Annotated in this window: 19 protein-coding genes; 18 read left to right on the plus strand and 1 reads right to left on the minus strand. The window is 72.4% G+C overall.

All coding sequences use genetic code 11. From position 1 onward, the window contains the following. The 5 genes from rho to ACFQH9_RS04715 all read left to right on the plus strand — a co-directional run. On the plus strand, positions 1 to 1,856 hold a 1,856-nt coding region (gene rho, locus ACFQH9_RS04695; RefSeq protein WP_379564564.1), incomplete at its 5' end, for a transcription termination factor Rho. 168 nt (positions 1,857 to 2,024) lie between these two features. Next, the gene (gene rpmE / locus ACFQH9_RS04700; RefSeq protein ID WP_232871709.1) at positions 2,025 to 2,243 is read left to right on the plus strand and encodes a 50S ribosomal protein L31; all 219 of its coding nucleotides are present in this window, start codon (positions 2,025 to 2,027) and stop codon (positions 2,241 to 2,243) included. A gap of 93 nt (positions 2,244 to 2,336) precedes the next feature. After that, positions 2,337 to 3,422 (plus strand): peptide chain release factor 1, encoded by a 1,086-nt coding sequence (gene prfA, locus ACFQH9_RS04705; RefSeq protein ID WP_379564566.1) that lies wholly within the window; start codon positions 2,337 to 2,339, stop codon positions 3,420 to 3,422. After that, positions 3,419 to 4,279 (plus strand): peptide chain release factor N(5)-glutamine methyltransferase, encoded by an 861-nt coding sequence (prmC, locus tag ACFQH9_RS04710; RefSeq protein WP_379564568.1) that lies wholly within the window; start codon positions 3,419 to 3,421, stop codon positions 4,277 to 4,279. Before prfA ends, prmC begins: the two co-directional genes overlap by 4 nt. A 104-nt stretch (positions 4,280 to 4,383) precedes the next feature. After that, on the plus strand, positions 4,384 to 5,043 hold the full coding sequence (locus tag ACFQH9_RS04715; RefSeq protein WP_379564570.1) for an L-threonylcarbamoyladenylate synthase: 660 nt from the start codon (positions 4,384 to 4,386) through the stop codon (positions 5,041 to 5,043). A 547-nt stretch (positions 5,044 to 5,590) separates the two neighbouring features. Here ACFQH9_RS04715 and ACFQH9_RS04720 read toward each other — a convergent pair. Beyond that, positions 5,591 to 6,289, minus strand: coding sequence for a TetR/AcrR family transcriptional regulator (locus ACFQH9_RS04720; protein ID WP_379564572.1), 699 nt, complete (start codon positions 6,287 to 6,289; stop codon positions 5,591 to 5,593). A gap of 166 nt (positions 6,290 to 6,455) precedes the next feature. On the opposite strand from ACFQH9_RS04720, the gene ACFQH9_RS04725 reads away from it, so the two are divergent. The 13 genes from ACFQH9_RS04725 (at position 6,456) to ACFQH9_RS04785 (ending at position 17,648) form a co-directional block, all read left to right on the plus strand. Continuing rightward, positions 6,456 to 7,766 carry a serine hydroxymethyltransferase gene (locus ACFQH9_RS04725; protein ID WP_379564574.1) on the plus strand — a complete coding sequence of 437 codons (1,311 nt, stop codon included), beginning with the start codon at positions 6,456 to 6,458 and terminating at the stop codon, positions 7,764 to 7,766. Between the two features lie 27 nt (positions 7,767 to 7,793). Further along, positions 7,794 to 9,032 (plus strand): glycosyltransferase family 4 protein, encoded by a 1,239-nt coding sequence (locus ACFQH9_RS04730; RefSeq protein WP_379564576.1) that lies wholly within the window; start codon positions 7,794 to 7,796, stop codon positions 9,030 to 9,032. A gap of 36 nt (positions 9,033 to 9,068) precedes the next feature. After that, a complete protein-coding gene (locus tag ACFQH9_RS04735) occupies positions 9,069 to 9,518 on the plus strand; it encodes a hypothetical protein (protein ID WP_379564578.1) in 450 nt (149 codons plus the stop codon). Positions 9,519 to 9,787: 269 nt separating this feature from the next. Continuing rightward, on the plus strand, positions 9,788 to 10,027 hold the full coding sequence (locus ACFQH9_RS04740) for an AtpZ/AtpI family protein (protein WP_379564580.1): 240 nt from the start codon (positions 9,788 to 9,790) through the stop codon (positions 10,025 to 10,027). Between the two features lie 57 nt (positions 10,028 to 10,084). Further along, complete coding sequence (gene atpB / locus ACFQH9_RS04745) at positions 10,085 to 10,867, plus strand: F0F1 ATP synthase subunit A (protein WP_379564582.1); 783 nt, start codon at positions 10,085 to 10,087, stop codon at positions 10,865 to 10,867. A 75-nt stretch (positions 10,868 to 10,942) separates the two neighbouring features. Further along, positions 10,943 to 11,149 (plus strand): ATP synthase F0 subunit C, encoded by a 207-nt coding sequence (gene atpE / locus ACFQH9_RS04750; protein WP_037044700.1) that lies wholly within the window; start codon positions 10,943 to 10,945, stop codon positions 11,147 to 11,149. 39 nt (positions 11,150 to 11,188) lie between these two features. Continuing rightward, on the plus strand, positions 11,189 to 11,731 hold the full coding sequence (locus tag ACFQH9_RS04755; protein WP_379564585.1) for a F0F1 ATP synthase subunit B: 543 nt from the start codon (positions 11,189 to 11,191) through the stop codon (positions 11,729 to 11,731). Further along, positions 11,731 to 12,561, plus strand: a complete 831-nt coding sequence (locus tag ACFQH9_RS04760; RefSeq protein ID WP_379564587.1) for a F0F1 ATP synthase subunit delta — start codon at positions 11,731 to 11,733, stop codon at positions 12,559 to 12,561. Before ACFQH9_RS04755 ends, ACFQH9_RS04760 begins: the two co-directional genes overlap by 1 nt. Positions 12,562 to 12,599: 38 nt before the next feature. Further along, positions 12,600 to 14,246 carry a F0F1 ATP synthase subunit alpha gene (gene atpA, locus ACFQH9_RS04765; RefSeq protein WP_379564589.1) on the plus strand — a complete coding sequence of 549 codons (1,647 nt, stop codon included), beginning with the start codon at positions 12,600 to 12,602 and terminating at the stop codon, positions 14,244 to 14,246. 13 nt (positions 14,247 to 14,259) lie between these two features. After that, positions 14,260 to 15,285, plus strand: coding sequence for a F0F1 ATP synthase subunit gamma (locus tag ACFQH9_RS04770; RefSeq protein ID WP_379564591.1), 1,026 nt, complete (start codon positions 14,260 to 14,262; stop codon positions 15,283 to 15,285). Next, positions 15,285 to 16,721, plus strand: a complete 1,437-nt coding sequence (gene atpD / locus ACFQH9_RS04775; RefSeq protein ID WP_379564593.1) for a F0F1 ATP synthase subunit beta — start codon at positions 15,285 to 15,287, stop codon at positions 16,719 to 16,721. Before ACFQH9_RS04770 ends, atpD begins: the two co-directional genes overlap by 1 nt. 74 nt (positions 16,722 to 16,795) lie before the next feature. Continuing rightward, positions 16,796 to 17,179, plus strand: a complete 384-nt coding sequence (locus ACFQH9_RS04780; protein WP_379564768.1) for a F0F1 ATP synthase subunit epsilon — start codon at positions 16,796 to 16,798, stop codon at positions 17,177 to 17,179. A 34-nt stretch (positions 17,180 to 17,213) separates the two neighbouring features. Next, entirely contained in the window at positions 17,214 to 17,648 is a 435-nt protein-coding gene (locus ACFQH9_RS04785) for a DUF2550 domain-containing protein (protein ID WP_379564595.1), read from the plus strand. Positions 17,649 to 17,704: the final 56 nt, after the last annotated feature.

A 17,704-nucleotide genomic window follows, 5' to 3' on the forward strand; every position in this document is an offset into this window, starting at 1 on the left:
CCCCGGACCCCCGGCCCGCCCCCGGCGTCGACGGGGCCCCCGCCGAGGTGCCGAACCAGGTCAACGGGCACGCGCCCGAGCAGACCGCCAACGGCACCGCCGCGGCCGCCGAGCAGGCGGCCTCCGCCGAGGGCACCCCGGGCCCGGCCGAGGGCACCGCGGGCGGCGCCGACGGCGAGGAGGGCACCGGCCGTCGCCGGCAGACCCGCCGCCGCTCCGGCGGCGAGCCCCAGTCGGACACCCTCGACGCGGTCGCCGCGAGCATCGGCGCGTCCGAGAAGGAGAAGTCCGACCGCGGCGAGCGCACCGACCGCGACGGCGAGGGCGGCCGCAACCGCAACCGGAACCGCAACGACCGCTCGGAGCGCTCCGACCGCTCGGACCGTTCCGAGCGGGGCGGCGACGGCGGCGGCCGCAACCGCAACCGGAACCGCAACGACCGCTCGGAGCGCTCCGACCGCTCGGACCGTTCCGAGCAGGGCGGCGACGGCGGCGGCCGCAACCGCAACGACAACCGGGCCGACCGGGCCGACCGGGGCGACCGGGGCGACATCCGGACCGAGCCGCGCGACTCCCGTGCGGACGACGACGGGGACGACGACGGCGACGGCCGCGGCCGGCTCGGCCGCCGGTTCCGGGACCGCCGCCGGGGCCGCGACCGCGACACCCGCGGCGGCGACCGCACCGTCGACACCGAGGTGCGGGAGGACGACGTCCTGCTGCCGGTGGCCGGCATCGTCGACATCCTCGACAACTACGCGTTCGTGCGGACGACCGGCTACCTGTCCGGCCCGAACGACGTCTACGTGTCGCTGTCGATGGTCCGCAAGCACGGCCTGCGCCGCGGCGACGCGATCACCGGCGCCGTCCGCCAGCCCCGCGAGGGCGAGCAGCAGCGGCAGAAGTTCAACCCGCTGGTGCGCATCGACACCATCAACGGGCGGGACCCGGAGTCGGGCCGGCAGCGGCCGGAGTTCACCAAGCTCACCCCGCTCTACCCGAACGAGCGGCTGCGCCTGGAGACCGAGCCGTCGAAGCTCACCACCCGGGTCATCGACCTGGTCATGCCGATCGGCAAGGGCCAGCGCGCGCTGATCGTCTCGCCGCCGAAGGCCGGCAAGACGATGGTGCTGCAGTCGATCGCCAACGCGATCACCACCAACAACCCCGAGTGCCACCTCATGGTCGTCCTCGTCGACGAGCGGCCGGAGGAGGTCACCGACATGCAGCGGTCGGTGAAGGGCGAGGTCATCGCCTCGACCTTCGACCGCCCGCCGTCGGACCACACCGCGGTCGCCGAGCTCGCCATCGAGCGGGCGAAGCGGCTGGTGGAGCTGGGGCACGACGTCGTCGTCCTGCTGGACTCGATCACCCGCCTGGGCCGCGCCTACAACCTGGCCGCGCCCGCGTCGGGCCGGATCCTGTCCGGTGGTGTCGACTCGACCGCGCTCTACCCGCCGAAGCGGTTCCTGGGCGCGGCGCGGAACATCGAGGACGGCGGCTCGCTGACCATCTTCGCCACCGCGCTGGTCGAGACCGGTTCGACGATGGACACGGTGATCTTCGAGGAGTTCAAGGGCACCGGCAACGCCGAGCTCAAGCTGGACCGCAAGCTCGCGGACAAGCGAATCTTCCCGGCGATCGACGTCGACGCCTCCGGCACCCGGAAGGAGGAGCTGCTGATGTCCGGCGACGAGTTCGCCATCAGCGTCAAGCTCCGCCGCGTGCTCGCCGCGCTCGACCACCAGCAGGCGATCGAGCTGGTGCTGGGTCAGCTCCGCAAGACCCGCACCAACATCGAGTTCCTCATGCAGGTCCAGAAGACCACGCCGGGGAACTTCGGCAACGACGACTGACCCCGCTCGGCGCCCGGCCCCGGTGGGAATCCCCGCCGGGGTCGGGTGGTTGAATGAAGCGGTACGCATCCGGCTCCGGTTCACCCACATCCGGGGGCTCCGCCCCCGGAAGCCCCCGAACGGCGAGGGGTGTGAGACCCGGCGGCCGATCTTCGAGAGGAACATCCCATGCGTGAGGGCATCCACCCCCAGTACGTCGAGACCCAGGTCACCTGCGGTTGCGGCAACTCGTTCACCACCCGCAGCACCAAGACCAGCGGCGTGATGACCGTCGAGACCTGCTCCGCCTGCCACCCGTTCTACACGGGCAAGCAGCGGATCCTGGACTCCGGTGGCCGCGTCGCCCGCTTCGAGGCGCGCTACGGCAAGCGCAAGGCCGCCAAGTAGCTCTCCCGTCCGGCGCCCGTCCCCTCGCCAGGGGCCGGGCGCCGTTCGCATGTCAGGGGTGACGACGAGGGAGAACGGGAGCACGTGGTGGCGGTGAGCAGCAGCGCGGCAGGCGTGGACGCGCTGATCGACGAGTACGCGGAGCTGGAGACCCGGCTGGCCGACCCGGCGGTGCACGCCGACGCGGCCACGGCACGCAAGCTCGGCCGGCGCTACGCCGAGCTCGGCCCGGTGGTCGCCGTCGCGCGGGAGCTGGCCGGGGCGCGGTCGGACGAGGCCGCCGCCCGTGAGCTGGCCGCCGAGGACCGGGCGTTCGCCGCCGAGGCGGACGAGATCGCCGCGCGGATCCCCGCACTGGAGGCCCGGCTGGCGGAGCTGCTGGTCCCGCGCGACCCGCACGACGGCGACGACGTCGTCATGGAGGTCAAGTCCGGCGAGGGCGGCGAGGAGTCGGCGCTGTTCGCGGGCGACCTGGTCCGCATGTACACGCGCTACGCCGAGCGCCGCGGCTGGAAGGTCGAGGTGCTCGACTCCGTCGGCTCGGACCTGGGCGGGTACAAGGACATCACGCTGGTGCTGCGCTCGCGGACCCCGTCCGCCGACGGCGTGTGGTCGGCGCTTAAGTTCGAGGGCGGCGTGCACCGCGTGCAGCGGGTGCCGGTCACCGAGTCGCAGGGCCGCATCCACACCTCCGCGGCCGGCGTGCTGGTGTACCCGGACACGGGCGAGGACGCCGAGGTCGAGATCGACGAGAACGACATCCGGGTGGACGTCTTCCGCTCGTCCGGGCACGGCGGGCAGAGCGTCAACACCACGGACTCCGCGGTGCGCATCACGCACCTGCCGACCGGGATCGTCGTGAGCTGCCAGAACGAGCGCTCGCAGCTGCAGAACCGGGCGCGCGCGATGGAGGTGCTGCGCTCGCGGCTGCAGGCGCTGCACGAGGCCGAGCAGGCCGCGGCGGCGTCGGCGGAGCGGAAGTCGCAGGTCCGGACGGTCGACCGGTCCGAGCGCATCCGCACGTACAACTTCCCGGAGAACCGGATCTCCGACCACCGCGTCGGCTACAAGGCACACAACCTCTCGACGGTGCTCGACGGCGACCTCGACGACGTCGTCGCCGCCCTGCAGAAGGCCGAGCGCGCCGAGGCGATCGCCGCGACCGAGCAGGGCGCGTGAGCCGCCTGCCGCTGCGGGTCGCGATCGCGGAGGCCGAGCGCGCGCTGGCGGCGGCGGGCGTCGAGTCCCCCCGGGTGGAGGCGGAGTTCCTGGCCTCGCACGTCGTCGGGGTACCGCGCGGGCGGCTGATGCTGCACCCGCTCGTCGACCCGCCGCAGGTGGAGGAGTACCGCCGGCTCGTCGCCCGGCGCGCCACCCGCGAGCCGTTGCAGCACGTCCTCGGCACCGCCGTGCTCGGCCCGGTCGAGGTCGCCGTCGGGCCGGGAGTCTTCACGCCGCGCCCGGAGACCGAGCTGCTGCTCGAATGGGGCCTGCGGCAGCTCCGCGGCGTCGAGAACCCGGTGGTCGTGGACCTGTGCACGGGGTCGGCGGCGCTCGCGCTCGCCTTCGCCGAGAGCCGGCCCGACGCGCGGGTGCACGCCCTCGAGATCGACCCCGCCGCGCTCACGTGGGCGCGCCGCAACATCGCCGCGCACGGCGACCGCGTCACGCTGCACGCCGCGGACGTCCGGTCGCCGGACCCGCTGCCCGAGCTCGAGGCCCGCGTCGACCTCGTGGTCTGCAACCCGCCGTACGTGCCGGAGGGCACCCCGGTGCCGCCCGAGGTCGCGGACTGGGACCCGGCCGTCGCGGTGTTCGGCGGCGCGGACGGGCTCGCGCTGATCCCCGCGGTGATCGCGCTGGCCGCGACCCTGCTCCGCTACGGCGGCGGGCTCGCGATCGAGCACGACGACACCCACGGCGAGGCCGTCCCCGCCCTGCTCCGGCGGCGCAAGGTGCTCACGGACGTGCAGGAGCACCACGACCTCACCGGCCGCCACCGCTTCGCCACCGCCCGCCGCACCACCCCCACCTGAGCTCCCGCGAGTCGGGGGTTGGTTCCGGCAGCGCGAGTCGGGAGTTGCCGCATGTCACGGGGGTGCGAGCCGGGTCCGTTCGGGCCGGTCGTAGGGTGCCGGGCGTGACTGCTCCGGCCGTTCCCGTCTACGACTGTTCCGATCCCGACACCCGCGCCGAGGGGCTGGCCGCCGCCGCGCGTGCCGTGCGGGCCGGGCAGCTCGTCGTGCTGCCGACGGACACCGTGTACGGCCTGGGCTGCGACGCCTTCTCCTCGACCGCGGTCCGCAACCTGCTGGCCGCCAAGCACCGCGGCCCGGACATGCCCGTGCCGGTGCTGGTCGGCTCCTGGTCCACGATCGACGGGCTCGTCCTCGGCGTCTCGGCCACCGCCCGCAGCCTGATCGAGGCGTTCTGGCCGGGCGGGCTGTCGCTGGTGCTGCCGCACGCCCCCTCGCTGAACTGGGACCTCGGTTCGACCAAGGGCACCGTGATGCTGCGCATGCCGCTGCACCCGGTGGCGCTCGAGCTGCTCCGCGACGTCGGCCCCATGGCCGTGTCCAGCGCGAACATCTCGGGCCGGCCGCCCGCGAGCACCGCCGCCGAGGCCCTCGACCAGCTCGCCTCCTCGGTCGCCCTCTACCTCGACGGCGGCCCCAGCGGCGACCCCGTGGCCTCCACCATCGTCGACCTGACGGGCAAGCAGCCCCGCATCCTCCGCGAGGGCGCCGTCACCCGGGCCCAGGTCGGCGAGGTCATCGGCCAGGACGTGCCCCTCGGCTGAGCGCGTTCGCCGAGAAGGAGCTGAGGGCTCGTGGCGACCGTCGGACTCACCCTCAGCTCCTTCCGCCGCATCGGAGCCCTGCTTCGAGGCGCGGAGCCGCGCGGCCTACCTGCACGTCGAGCGTCGGGGCGGGGTGCTGGCCGGGTACTCCGCGGCGCAGCTGCTCGGCGCGTCGTGCGAACCGCGCGGGGCGCCGGCGGAGGTTCTGGTGCCGGCCCACCTGCCGAGGCACGACGGTCTCGTGGCGCACCAGGGCACGGCTACGCCGGACGACCTCCAACGGATCGCAGCATCCGGTGGACGTGGGGTGGTGGTCACCGGGCGCGAGCGCACGGCCTGGGACGTGGCCAGGCGCCTCGAGCTGGTCGAAGGCGTCGTGCGGCAGCCGCGGGCGCCCGGGTTCAGCGCACGGCCGCCGACATCGTGCGCCACCCGGAGCGCACCTCGCGCTGTCCGCGGCCAACTGGCGCACCGCGCAGCGCTCCTCGGCGCCGACAGGAGCTGGGGGCTCGATGACCACGCTTCTGGGACCGACAGCTCCCGTCGCTCACACCGGGAGACCCACCTCGGCGGCGAGGCGGGTGGCGAGGGTGCGGAAGTGCTCCTCGTGCGCCACCACGACGTCGTGGGTGTGGCCGAAGAGCTCGAACCCGACGGCGCCGAAGAGGCTCGACCACGCCAGCACCAGGCGCCCGCCGAGCCCGCTGTCCGTCGGGAGACCCAGCTGGTCGAGCAGGCCGGGGGCGATCGTGGCGTCGTCGTCCCCGGGCGGGGGAGTGACGGCGCCGGCGGCGATCCCGTCCCGCAGCACGCCGGCGAGCACCACCGCCACCCGGCCCGCGGGGGCGATCGTGTCCTGCGGGGCCGAGTAGCCGGGCACGGGGGAGCCGTAGAGCAGGGCGTACTCGTGCGGGTGGGCGAGCGCCCAGGTGCGGGCCGCGGCGCAGGCGGCGTGCCAGCGACCGAGCAGGTCCTCGCGCGGGACGGCCGCCTCGGCGAGCTCGACGGCCTCGCCCAGCGCGTCGTAACCCTCGACGATCAGCGTGGTGAGCAGGTCGTCCCGGCTGGGGAAGTAGCGGTAGACCGCCGACGACACCATGCCCAGCTCCCGCGCGACGGCCCGCAGCGAGAGCGCCGCGGCGCCCGAGGTGGCCAGGTGGGCCCGGGCCACGTCGACGATCTCGGCGGTGAGCTGCGCGCGGACGCGCTCGCGGGCGGTGCGGGGCGCGGAGCGGGGGGAGGTCATGCGGACCAGTCTCCCAGCGGCCACGGAGCGGTGTCCACGTCCGCGAGCACCGATCCGCGAGCCGTCCGCACGGTCCGTACACATGCCGGTGACGCTGCGCAGACCCTCCGGATTCCGGAGCGGGTCCTCGTCGGACGGCGAGGAACCGCAGGTAGCCTGGTGCACCGTGAGTGCGCACAGCGAGAACGCCCCCGGTCAGGACGTGCCGTTCTGGGGCCCGGACTTCGGAGCCCTGCAGCAGGAGGACCCGGAGATCGCCGGCGTCGTCCTCGACGAGCTGGAGCGCCTCCGCGGCGGACTGCAGCTGATCGCCAGCGAGAACCTCACCAGCCCGGCCGTCCTCGCGGCGCTGGGGTCCACGCTCTCGAACAAGTACGCCGAGGGCTACCCGGGCCGCCGCTACTACGGCGGCTGCCAGGTCGTGGACCGCGCCGAGGAGATCGGCAACGCGCGCACGAAGGCGCTCTTCGGCGCCGAGCACGTCAACCTCCAGCCGCACTCGGGCGCCAGCGCGAACCTCGCCGCGTACGCGGCCTTCGCCAAGCCCGGCGACACCGTGCTGGCCATGGACCTCAAGCAGGGTGGGCACCTGACCCACGGCAGCAAGGTCAACTTCTCGGGCCTGTGGTTCCACGCCGTGTCCTACACCGTGCGCGAGGACTCCGAGCTCATCGACTACGACCAGGTCCGCGACCTGGCGCTGCAGCACAAGCCGAAGATCATCATCGCCGGCGCCACCGCCTACCCGCGGCTGATCGACTTCGCCCGGTTCCGGGAGATCGCGGACGAGGTCGGCGCCAAGCTGATGGTCGACGCCGCGCACTTCATCGGCCTGGTCGCCGGCAAGGCGATCCCCTCGCCGGTCCCGTTCGCCGACGTCGTCACGGCGACCACGCACAAGGTCCTGCGCGGCCCGCGCGGCGGCATGATCCTCGCCCGCGAGGAGCACGCGAAGGCGATCGACAAGGCCGTCTTCCCGTTCTCCCAGGGCGGTCCACTGATGCACTCCGTCGCCGCGAAGGCCGTCGCGATGAAGGAGGCCGCGCAGCCCGCCTACCAGGCCTACGCGAACCAGGTCATCGCCAACGCCCAGGCGCTGGCGAAGGGGCTGGAGGCCGAGGGCATGCGCGCCGTCTCCGGCGGCACCGACACGCACCTCGCGCTGATCGACCTGCGGCCCATCGGCGTCACCGGCGGCGAGGCCGAGGCGCGCTGCGACCTGGCCCGGATCACGCTGAACAAGAACGCCATCCCGTACGACCCGGCGCCGCCCATGAAGCCCTCGGGCATCCGCGTCGGCTCGCCGAGCGTCACCACCCAGGGCATGGTCGAGTCCGACATGGCGGAGATCGCCTCGCTGCTCGCGCGGGCGGTCAAGGCCGAGCACGGCACCCCGGCGGGCGACCGCGAGCTGGCGGACGTCGCCGAGGCCGTCTCCTCGCTCGTCTCCCGCGCCCCCGCCTACCCGCGCGGCTGACCCCGCCCGGCCCGCGCGCACGCGGTGGTGCTCGCCCAGTCCTCGTACGGCCAGTCCTCCTTCGGGTTGGGGCTCCCGATCCGGGAGTACCTGCTGGTCGGGCTGGCCGCCGCCGTCGTGACGTTCCTGCTGGTCGGCCTGGTGCGGGTGCTCGCGCTGCGGCTGGGCGCCGTGGCGTGGCCCCGCGGCCGGGACGTCCACGTGACGCCGACGCCGCGGTGGGGCGGGCTGGCGATGTTCGGCGGGGTGCTCGCCGGGATCGGGCTCGCCGCCCAGCTCCCCGCGCTGCGGCTGGCCTTCGACTACTCGCGCGACGTGCAGGGCGTGCTGCTCGCGGCCGTCCTGCTCGTCGCGGTCGGGGCGCTCGACGACCGCTTCGAGCTCGACGCGATCACGAAGGCCGCCGGGCAGGTCACCGCGGCCGGGGTGCTGGTGCTGTTCGGCGTGCAGTTCTCGGTGTTCTGGATCCCGTGGGGCGGGGGCGGCACCGGGATCTCCGGCTCGATCCTGTCCCTCGGCCCGGAACAGGGCGTCGTGCTCACGGTGGTGCTGACCGTCGCCCTGGTGAACGCGATGAACTTCGTCGACGGCCTCGACGGGCTCGCCGCGGGCATCGGCCTGGTCGCGGCCACCGCGACGTGCGCCTTCGCGATCGGGCTCGTCCGCGAGAACGGGAACGACGCCGCCGCCTACCCGCCGGCGCTGATCGCGTCCGTCCTGGCGGGGGCCTGTCTGGGGTTCCTGCCGCACAACTTCAACCCGGCCCGCATCTTCATGGGCGACTCGGGCTCGATGCTCATCGGGCTGATGCTCGCCGCCGCCACGACGAGCGCCTCGGGCAAGATCCCGATCACCACGACGACGGACGGCACGGACGTCCTGGCGCTCTTCGCCCCGCTCATCGTGCTCGCCGCGGTCGTGTTCGTGCCGCTGCTCGACCTGCTCATGGCGGTCGTGCGGCGCACCCGGGCCGGGATGAGCCCCTTCTCGCCTGACAAGATGCACCTGCACCACCGGCTGCTGGAGATCGGGCACAGCCAGCGGCGCGCGGTGCTGCTGATCTACCTGTGGGCGGGCATCCTCGCGTTCGGCGCGGTGGCGCTCGCCCTGATCGACGACCCGGCCTTCGTGCTGTGGGCGGTGGCGCTCGGCCTCGGGGCGGCGGTGCTGGCCACGGCCGTGCCGCGGGCCCGCCACGCGCGGCGGTCCGGGTCCGCGGGGCCGCCCCGTCCCGGCACCCCGCCCCGTGCGCCGGGACGGACCTGACACGAGCGGCCCGTGCCGGGCCGACGAGGAGTAGCCATGACCGAGAACCCGAACCCCGCCCCGGCGGCCGACGAGCAGCCCCACGTCCGGACGGTGCTGCGGCTGGCGGCGGCCATGCAGCGGACCGCGTTCCTGGTCGGTGCCGTGGTCAGCGTGCTCGCGATCGTCCTGTCCGTCGTGCTGCGCGGGGTCCCCGGGCTGATCGGTGCCCTGCTCGGGGTGGTGATCGGGCTCGCGCTGGGGTTCGTCGGGACCGCGGTGATGAAGGGGACGGCCCGGGCCACGCCCGGCGGCGTCATGGTCGGGGCGATGGCGTCCTTCGCCGGCAAGTTCGTCGTGCTGCTGGTCTTCCTGCTCGTCTTCCGCGGCACGACGCTCTTCGACAACCAGACCTTCGCCTTCAGCCTGCTCGGCGTCACCGTCGGCTGGATCGCCGGCGAGGTCGTCGGGTTCGTGCGCGCCAAGGCCCCGTCCGTCGACGTCTGACCGGGTCGACCCGCGCGCCCGGGGCGGTGCCGCGGCGCGTCCGTTAGCCCGATCGGGTGAAGCTGGTACCCCTGTCCGGGCTGTCCGGGATGTCCGTGACGGCGCTCTCAGCGAGACCTGTGTCACACGCCGCCGGAACTTCTACAGGTGATAGAGCGACGTCGGGCGGTCGCGGGCCCGTCGGAGGGTAAGGATCGGGCCGCCGGAGGGTGTCACGGCAGGTCGTGCCGGGTAAGTGCGCCGTAACCCGGCTGATAGGGTCCGCGGTGATGGAGCAGGAACGGCCGCGCGGGACGAGCGGCGGGCCCGGCGGGGCGCCGGGGCCGACGCCACCCCCCGGTGAGGCCTGGACCGCTCTGTCGCACCTCCTGACCGGGATCCTCCTCTTCGGAGGCATCGGTTGGGGAGTGGACGAACTGTTCGACCTACGGGGCTTCACCGTGGCCGGCCTGCTGGTCGGTGCGGCGGCCTCGATGTACTTGATCTACGTCAGGTACGTTAAGTCCTGATCGTCTCGATTCCGCAGGCTCCGGCTCCCTGGAGCGCGGAACCGAAAGGAGCATTGGGTGACCACGACGGCCACCGCCCCGGCACCGGGGTTCGAAGCCCCGGGGGTCGAGGACTTCCAGCTGCCCCCGGTCTTCGGGCCCGTGACCAAGCCGGTCCTGGAGCTCGTGCTCGCGGCGATCCTCATCGCCGCGTTCTTCCTGGTGGCCGTGCGCAGGCCCGCGCTGGTCCCCGGCAAGACGCAGTTCCTCGGCGAGGCGTTCCACGGACTCGTCCGGAACACGATCGCCCGGGACATGATCGGCGGGCGCGACTTCGTCAAGTACGTCCCGTTCCTGACGGCCCTGTTCGCCTTCATCCTGGTGAACAACCTGTTCGGGATCATCCCGTTCATCCAGTTCCCGACGTTCTCGCACCCGAGCGTGCCCTACGCGCTGGCGGGTCTGGTGTACGTCGTGTTCACGTACGCGGGCATCCGCAAGCACGGGTTCGGCGGGTACATGCGCCTGTCGACCTGGCCGCCGGACGTGCCGTGGTGGGTGCGGATCATCCTCACGCCGATCGAGTTCCTCTCGAACCTGATCCTGCGGCCGGTCACGCTGTCGCTGCGGCTCTTCGGCAACATGTTCGCCGGCCACCTGCTGCTGCTGCTGTTCACCCTCGGCGGCGAGTACATGCTGCTCCACGCCGGGGACTGGCAGCTGAAGGTGCTGTCCCCGTTCGCCTTCCTGATGGCCATCGTCTTCACGTTCTTCGAGGCGTTCGTGCAGGTCATCCAGGCGTACATCTTCGTCATGCTCACGGCGTCGTACATCGGCACCGTCCTCGCGGACGACCACTAGGTCCCGTCGAGTCCCACCCCAGAGACCCTTCGGAACCGCGGGACGGCCGCGGACCCGGATCGAAAGGAAAGCGCAATGATCACCGGTAACCTGAACGCCATCGGCTACGGCCTCTCGGCCATCGGCCCCGGTATCGGCGTCGGTATCGTCTTCGCGGCCTTCATCAACGGTGTGGCCCGCCAGCCGGAGGCCCGCGGCCAGCTCCAGGGCATCGCGTTCATCGGCTTCGCCCTCTCCGAGGCCCTCGCGATTCTGGGCCTGGTGCTCGCGTTCGCCCTCTGACGCACCCCCTGAACCACAGGTGACGCGGAGGAGCACACCATGACAATCGCCGCGGAGGAGCTGAACCCGCTCGTCCCGCACCTCACCGAGATCATCGTCGGTCTCATCGCCTTCGGCCTGCTGTTCTGGGTCCTCGCGAAGACGGTGTTCCCGCAGTTCGAGAAGCTGTACGCGGAGCGCACCGACCAGATCGAGGGCGGTCTGAAGCGGGCCGAGCAGGCGCAGGCCGAGGCCGACGCGCTGAAGAAGCAGTACGAGGACCAGCTCGCCGGTGCGCGGGCCGAGGCGGCGCGCATCCGCGACGACGCCCGGGCCGAGGGCCAGCAGATCAAGGCCGAGCTGCGTGCCGAGGCCGAGGAGGAGGCCGCGCGGATCCGGGCGCGCGCCGAGGAGCAGGTCACGGCGCAGCGTTCGGCCGCGGAGCGCTCGCTCCGCGGTGAGATCGGTGGTCTGTCGGCCGAGCTGGCCGAGCGCATCCTCGGGTCCGAGCTCGCCGACCCGAGGCGCCGGTCGGCCACCGTCGACAGCTTCCTGTCGGAGCTCGACGCGATGGCGCCGCGCCAGACCACCGGGGTGCGCTGATGGCGCTCGTCCTGGCCGCCACCAGCCGCGAGTCGCTGGCCGAGGTCTCGGAGCGCTTCGAGACCCGGCTCGGCCCGCTCGCCGCGGGTGACCGGCAGAAGCTGGGCGAGGAGCTCTACGCCGTCACCCGGCTGCTGGTCGCCGAGCGCGGCCTGCGCCGGGCGTTCTCCGACCCCGCCACCACCGCCGAGCAGCGCGGCCGCCTGGCGCAGAGCGTGCTGGGCGGGAAGGTCGCGCCGGCCACCCTCGAGACCGTCGGGGACCTGGCCGGGGCCCGCTGGTCCGGGCCCGCCGACCTGGTCGAGGCGACCGAGGCGCTGGCCCGCACGGCGCTGCTGGCCGCGGCCGAGAAGCAGCGCGCCCTCGACGACGTCGAGGACCAGCTGTTCCGGTTCGGCCGGATCCTGGAGCGCGAGCCGCAGCTCACCGCCCTGCTCGCCGACGAGGACGTGCCGGCGGACAAGCGGATCGGCCTGCTGGACTCGGTGCTGGGCACGAAGGTCTACCCGGTCACCGCGGCGCTGCTGCGGGACCTGGTGCGGACCCCGCGGTCGCGGCACCTCGACGTCGCCGCGGAGGAGCTCTCCGAGCTCGCCGCGGCCCGGCGCAACCGCTCCGTCGCCTACGTGCGCACGGCGGTCGCCCTGAGCGCGGCGCAGGAGCGCCAGCTCACGGCCTCCCTCACGCGCCTCTACGGGCGGGAGATCGCGTTGCAGGTGGAGCTGGACGAGAGCCTGCTGGGCGGCATGGTCATCAGGGTCGGCGACGAGGTCATCGACGGCAGCGTGTCCGGCAAGCTCGCCGCGGCCCGCCGGTCGATCCCGAGCTGACCGCCCCACGTTTCGAAGAGAAGGAACAGACGACAGCCATGACAGAGCTGACGATCTCCCCGGAGGAGATCCGGAGTGCGATCTCCAGCTACGTCTCGTCGCTGGAGACCGGGACCTCCCGCGAAGAGGTCGGGACCGTCTCCGACACCGGTGACGGCATCGCCCACGTCGAGGGCCTGCCCTCGGCGATGACCAACGAGCTCCTCGAGTTCGAAGGGGGCGTGCGGGGTGTCGCGCTGAACCTCGACGCGCGCGAGATCGGTGCCGTGGTCCTGGGCGACTACGCCGGGCTCGAGGAGGGTCAGTCGGTCAAGCGGACCGGCGAGATCCTCTCGGTGCCGGTCGGCGACAAGTTCCTCGGGCGCGTCATCGACCCGCTGGGCAACCCGATCGACGGGCTCGGCGACATCGAGGCCGAGGGCCGCCGCGTCCTCGAGCTGCAGGCCGCCTCGGTGATGCAGCGCCAGGAGGTCCGGGAGCCGCTGCAGACCGGCATCAAGGCCATCGACGCCATGACGCCGATCGGCCGCGGCCAGCGCCAGCTGATCATCGGCGACCGCAAGACCGGCAAGACCGCGGTCTGCGTCGACACGATCATCAACCAGCGGCAGAACTGGGAGTCGGGCGACCCCAAGAAGCAGGTCCGCTGCATCTACGTCGCGATCGGCCAGAAGGGCTCCACGATCGCCGGCGTCCGCAAGTCCCTGGAGGACGCGGGCGCGCTCGAGTACACGACGATCGTCGCCGCCCCGGCCTCCGACCCGGCCGGCTTCAAGTGGCTCGCGCCCTACACCGGCTCGGCCATCGGCCAGCACTGGATGTACGGCGGCAACCACGTGCTGATCATCTTCGACGACCTGTCGAAGCAGGCCGAGGCGTACCGCGCGATCTCGCTGCTGCTGCGCCGCCCGCCGGGCCGCGAGGCCTACCCCGGCGACGTCTTCTACCTGCACTCCCGCCTGCTGGAGCGCTGCGCGAAGCTGTCGGACGACCTCGGCGGCGGTTCGATGACCGGCCTGCCGATCATCGAGACCAAGGCCAACGACGTGTCGGCCTACATCCCGACGAACGTCATCTCCATCACCGACGGCCAGGTCTTCCTCGAGTCGGACCTGTTCAACCAGGGCGTCCGGCCGGCGATCAACGTCGGCATCTCGGTCTCCCGGGTCGGCGGCTCGGCGCAGATCAAGGCGATGCGGTCGGTGTCCGGCTCGCTGCGCCTGGACCTGTCGCAGTACCGCGAGCTGGAGGCCTTCGCCGCGTTCGGTTCGGACCTCGACGCCGCCTCGGCCGCCGCGCTGGGCCGCGGTGAGCGCCTGGTCGAGCTGCTCAAGCAGGCGCAGTACGCCCCGTTCGCGGTCGAGGACGAGGTCGTGTCGATCTGGCTCGGCACCTCCGGCCAGCTGGACACGGTGCCGGTCGCCGACGTCTCCCGGTTCGAGTCCGAGTTCCTGGACCACCTGCGCCGCAACCACGACGGCGTCCTCGCCGAGATCCGGGACACCGGGCTGCTGAAGGACGAGAACGTCGACCGGCTCAAGGGCCTGGTGGACGACTTCAAGCGGAACTTCACCGCGTCCGACGGGTCCTCGGTCGTCAAGGAGCCCCAGGCGGAGGCCCTCGAGGAGGACCAGGTGGACCAGGAGACGGTCAAGGTCAACAAGCCGGCGCCGGCTTCGAGCTGACGGGTAGGGACCGATGGCGGCACAGATCCGTGTGCTGCGGCGGCGGATCAGGTCGACGCAGTCCATCAAGAAGATCACGCGCGCGATGGAGCTCATCGCGACCTCCCGGATCGCGAAGGCCCGGGCGCGGGTCGAGGAGGCCAAGCCGTACGCCGAGCAGATGACGGCCACGCTCACCGAGCTGGCCAGCAACTCGGCGCTCGACCACCCCCTCCTCGTCGAGCGGGAGAACCCGAAGCGGGCCGCGGTCCTCGTCGTGACGAGCGACCGCGGTCAGGCGGGCGGCTACAACGCCAACGTGCTCAAGGAGGCCGAGCAGCTCCAGTCGCTCCTGCGCGAGCAGGGCAAGGAGCCGGTGCTCTACGTGGTCGGCCGCAAGGGCGTGAACTACTACCGGTTCCGCCGGCGGAAGATCGAGGACTCCTGGACCGGGTTCTCCGAGCAGCCGAGCTACGAGAACGCCGCCGAGGTGGCGCGCACCCTGGTGAAGGCGTTCATGGCCGGGGCGGACGACGGCCGGGACGACTCTGCGGACGGCGCGGGCGAGGACGGTGTCCGCGGCGTCGACGAGCTGCACCTGGTGTACACGCAGTTCCGCAACATGGTGACCCAGGTGCCGCAGGCGCGGCGCATGGCGCCGATGGAGGTCGAGTACGCCGGCGAGGGCGACGGCGTCGACGCCACGACGTCGGAGACGCAGACCGGCGGCGCGACCGGTGTCCGGCCCGGCGAATCCGGCCCGGCTGCGGGCGAGGGTCCGGCGCGGCTCTACGCGTTCGAGCCGAGTGCGGACGTCCTGTTCGACGCGCTCCTGCCCAAGTACGTCGGGGCGCGGCTGTTCGCGGCGCTGCTCGAGTCCGCGGCGTCGGAGTCGGCGAACCGGCAGCGGGCCATGAAGGCCGCGACGGACAACGCCAACGAGCTCATCCGTACCCTGACACTGGAGGCCAACCAGGCCCGTCAGGCCCAGATCACCCAGGAGATCAGCGAGATCGTCGGTGGCGCCGACGCTCTCGTCAGCGCAGGAAGTGAGAGCTGATGACCGCCACCGTTGAGAACACGGCCGCCGGCACGACAACGGGCCGCGTCGTCCGGGTCACGGGCCCGGTCGTCGACGTCGAGTTCCCGCGCAACTTCGTCCCGGACCTCTACAACGCCCTCCAGGTCAAGGTGGAGTTCGGCGACCTGGCCAAGACGCTGACCCTGGAGGTCGCCCAGCACCTGGGCGACAACCTGGTCCGCGCGATCTCCATGCAGCCGACGGACGGCCTCGTCCGCGGCCAGTCGGTCGAGGACCTCGGCCGGCCGATCTCGGTGCCGGTTGGCGACCAGGTCAAGGGGCACGTGTTCAACGCGCTCGGCGACTGCCTGGACGACCCGGAGTTCCGGCCGACCGGCGACCTGTGGAGCATCCATCGCAAGGCGCCGAACTTCGACCAGCTCGAGGGCAAGACCGAGATGCTGGAGACCGGCATCAAGGTCATCGACCTGCTCACCCCGTACGTGCAGGGTGGGAAGATCGGCCTGTTCGGCGGCGCCGGCGTGGGCAAGACGGTGCTCATCCAGGAGATGATCACCCGTGTCGCGAAGAACTTCGGTGGTACGTCGGTGTTCGCCGGCGTCGGCGAGCGCACCCGCGAGGGCAACGACCTCATCACGGAGATGACCGAGTCCGGCGTCATCAACGACACCGCGCTGGTGTTCGGGCAGATGGACGAGCCGCCGGGCACGCGTATGCGCGTCGCCCTGTCGGCGCTGACGATGGCGGAGTACTTCCGCGACGAGCAGAACCAGGACGTGCTGCTCTTCATCGACAACATCTTCCGGTTCACCCAGGCCGGCTCCGAGGTCTCCACGCTGCTGGGCCGCATGCCCTCCGCGGTGGGCTACCAGCCGACCCTGGCGGACGAGATGGGCGAGCTGCAGGAGCGGATCACCTCGACCCGCGGCCGCTCGATCACCTCGATGCAGGCCATCTACGTGCCCGCGGACGACTACACCGACCCCGCGCCGGCCACCACGTTCGCCCACCTGGACGCGACGACGGAGCTCTCCCGGCCCATCTCGCAGAAGGGCATCTACCCGGCGGTGGACCCGCTGACCTCGACCTCGCGGATCCTGGACCCGCAGTACATCGGCGAGGAGCACTTCCGCGTCGCCAACGAGGTCAAGCGGATCCTGCAGAAGTACAACGACCTGCAGGACATCATCGCGATCCTCGGCATCGACGAGCTGTCCGAGGAGGACAAGCAGCTCGTCGGCCGGGCCCGCCGGATCGAGCGCTTCCTGTCGCAGAACCTGCTGGTCGCCGAGCAGTTCACCGGCCAGGCGGGCTCGACGGTCCCCCTCAAGGAGACCATCGAGTCGTTCGACAAGATCGCCAAGGGCGAGTTCGACGACGTGCCCGAGCAGGCCTTCTTCCTCTGCGGCGGTCTCGAGGACCTCGAGAAGAACCGCAAGAAGCTCGAGGGCTGACCGCATGTGCCGGACGCGCGACGCAGGAGTGCGTCATTGGCCGAGCACGACGAAGGAGTGCGCAGTTGGCTGAGATGACCGTGGAGCTCGTCGCGGTCGAGCGGCGGATCTGGTCGGGCGAGGCGAGCTTCGTGCTCGCCCGCACGACCGAGGGCGAGGTCGGCGTCATGCCCGGGCACGAGCCGACGCTCGCCCAGCTCGAGGAGGCGGGCGTCGTGCGGATCGACCCGGTGGACGGCTCGCCGCTCACCGTGGCCGTGCACGGCGGCTTCCTGTCGATCTCGCCGGAGCGCGTGTCGATCCTGGCCGAGTTCGCCGAGCTGGCCGACGAGATCGACGTCAGGCGGGCCCGCGCCGCGCTCGACCGCGCGGACACCTCGGACGAGGAGGGCGCGGCCGCGCGCAAGCGCGCGGAGGTACGGCTGCGGGCGGCCGAGTCCGCCACGGCCGGCCAGTAGGACCGGACCACACGGGCGGGAGCGGCGGACAGCAGTGGCGGGGACCGTGGCGATCGTCGTCGGGGCCGTACTGCTGCTCGCGTGCCTGTTGCTGGGCTGGCTCGCCGTGCGGCGGGTGAGACTCATGCGGGGCGGCGGCGTGGACCTGTGTCTGCGCCGCCGCTTCGCCGTCACGGACTGGCACTTCGGCGTGGGCCGCTACCGGGGCGACGAGTTCGCCTGGTACCGGCTCACCAGCTTCCGGGTGGGCCCGAGCGTCGCGATCGACCGCACCGAGGTCGAGATCGTGGACCGGCGGGCGCCGCTGCCCGAGGAGTCCTTCGCCATCCCCTACGCCACCGCGGTGCTGCGCTGCCGCGACCACGGCGAGGACGTCGAGCTGGCCATGGACCGGGACGTCCTGACCGGCTTCCTGGCCTGGCTGGAGGCCACGCCGCCGGGCCGTACGGGCTACCGGCAGGCGAGCTGACCGCTCCCGTTGTGGAACCATAATGCGATTTCGGCGCCTTCCTCGACGCATTATGG

The sequence above is a fragment of the Pseudonocardia lutea genome (assembly GCF_042658055.1).
GTDB lineage: Bacteria > Actinomycetota > Actinomycetes > Mycobacteriales > Pseudonocardiaceae > Pseudonocardia > Pseudonocardia lutea.

Coding starts and splice junctions, on each gene's coding strand:
- rpmE (WP_232871709.1), top strand. CDS start 2,025: ATGCGTGAGGGCATCCACCCCCAGTACGTCGAGACCCAGGTCACCTGC.
- ACFQH9_RS04720 (WP_379564572.1), bottom strand. CDS start 6,289: ATGACCTCCCCCCGCTCCGCGCCCCGCACCGCCCGCGAGCGCGTCCGC.
- ACFQH9_RS04735 (WP_379564578.1), top strand. CDS start 9,069: ATGACCGAGAACCCGAACCCCGCCCCGGCGGCCGACGAGCAGCCCCAC.
- ACFQH9_RS04740 (WP_379564580.1), top strand. CDS start 9,788: ATGGAGCAGGAACGGCCGCGCGGGACGAGCGGCGGGCCCGGCGGGGCG.
- atpE (WP_037044700.1), top strand. CDS start 10,943: ATGATCACCGGTAACCTGAACGCCATCGGCTACGGCCTCTCGGCCATC.
- ACFQH9_RS04755 (WP_379564585.1), top strand. CDS start 11,189: ATGACAATCGCCGCGGAGGAGCTGAACCCGCTCGTCCCGCACCTCACC.
- ACFQH9_RS04760 (WP_379564587.1), top strand. CDS start 11,731: ATGGCGCTCGTCCTGGCCGCCACCAGCCGCGAGTCGCTGGCCGAGGTC.
- atpA (WP_379564589.1), top strand. CDS start 12,600: ATGACAGAGCTGACGATCTCCCCGGAGGAGATCCGGAGTGCGATCTCC.
- ACFQH9_RS04770 (WP_379564591.1), top strand. CDS start 14,260: ATGGCGGCACAGATCCGTGTGCTGCGGCGGCGGATCAGGTCGACGCAG.
- atpD (WP_379564593.1), top strand. CDS start 15,285: ATGACCGCCACCGTTGAGAACACGGCCGCCGGCACGACAACGGGCCGC.
- ACFQH9_RS04780 (WP_379564768.1), top strand. CDS start 16,796: ATGACCGTGGAGCTCGTCGCGGTCGAGCGGCGGATCTGGTCGGGCGAG.